Here is a 1,276-nt window from a genome sequence, read left to right on the forward strand (position 1 = left end):
CCGGAGCAGGGGGTCGAGGCCGAGCCGCCGAAGACCGACGGAAAGGCGGCGGAGGGCGAGGCCCTCGGCGATGCCGCCGTCCCGGACCCGGCCGCCGTGGACACCGCGGACGCCGCCACTGCCGCCGGACAGCCGGTCGCGGCCGTCGCCGCCGTGCCCGCGATCTTCCCCGTCCACTGGCAGGACGCCTCCACCACCCAGCTGCCGCTGGGCGTCGGCCTGGGGCTGATCGGCTGCGGCCTGGGACTGGTCGGCGTGCGGCTGCGCAAGGGCTGAGGCGCCGGTGCCGCGGCCGGGTGCGGTGGCTCGGGTGCCCGCGGCTCGGGTGCCACGGCTCGGGTGTTGCGGCTCGGGGACCGCGTCCGGGCGGGCGGTTCCGGGGCTCAGGGGCGGAACCGGAGCGTTCCCGGGGGCGGCGCGCCCGGTGCGGGGCCGGGCTTCCGGCGGGCGCGCGGCGGCGGGCCGGTGCGGTCCGGGCCGGGGCACCGTCGGCGGGCGGGCGGCGGCCGGGGAGCGGGAACTGAGTATCCGTACGGATTCCCGTGCGGCGGCCGGGGGCGTACCTTCGTCACGGGTGGCGCAGGACGGCGGGACGACCGGGGGCTTCCGCCCGACCAACCCCAGTGAGAGAGAATGTTGTTCATGACGAATCCGATGAACGAGCGCCCGTCGCAGGAGCCCTTCCGGGCCGCCGGCGGGCAGTCGCAGGACGGCCAGAAGGTGCTGATCGTCGGACCGGACGGGCTGCCCGTGGGCCAGGGGTTCGCCGGCACGGTCGGGGACGGGGACGACGAGGGCGACGTGCCGCGTGAGCTCCCGGTGACCGAGATGGTCGAGCAGCCCGCCAAGGTCATGCGCATCGGCAGCATGATCAAGCAGCTGCTGGAGGAGGTCCGGGCGGCGCCCCTCGACGAGGCGAGCCGGGCCCGGTTGAAGGACATCCACGCGAGCTCGATCAAGGAGCTCGAACTGGGACTGGCCCCGGAGCTGGTCGCCGAGCTGGAACGGCTGTCGCTGCCGTTCACCGACGACACCATCCCGACCGAGGCCGAGCTGCGGATCGCCCAGGCCCAGCTGGTCGGCTGGCTGGAGGGCCTCTTCCACGGCATCCAGACGGCCCTGTTCGCGCAGCAGATGGCGGCGCGGGCCCAGCTGGAGCAGATGCGGCGGGCACTGCCGCCCGGTCTGAACAGCGGCGAGTCGGACGAGGACGAGCCGGGCCCGGGCCGCGGCATCCGCTCCGGTCCCTACCTGTAGCCGCACCCGGCGGGTACCC

1 protein-coding gene and 1 pseudogene are annotated in these 1,276 nt (G+C 75.7%); both read left to right on the plus strand.

The window, feature by feature from the left end:
• Positions 1 to 276, plus strand: a pseudogene (locus ACIQOV_RS41860) (hypothetical protein); the annotation flags it as partial.
• A 366-nt stretch (positions 277 to 642) separates the two neighbouring features.
• Complete coding sequence (locus tag ACIQOV_RS41865; RefSeq protein ID WP_380353386.1) at positions 643 to 1,257, plus strand: bacterial proteasome activator family protein; 615 nt, start codon at positions 643 to 645, stop codon at positions 1,255 to 1,257.
• Positions 1,258 to 1,276: the final 19 nt, after the last annotated feature.

It is taken from the genome of Kitasatospora sp. NPDC091257 (assembly GCF_044757675.1).
GTDB classification, from domain to species: Bacteria; Actinomycetota; Actinomycetes; order Streptomycetales; family Streptomycetaceae; genus Kitasatospora; species Kitasatospora lactacystinica.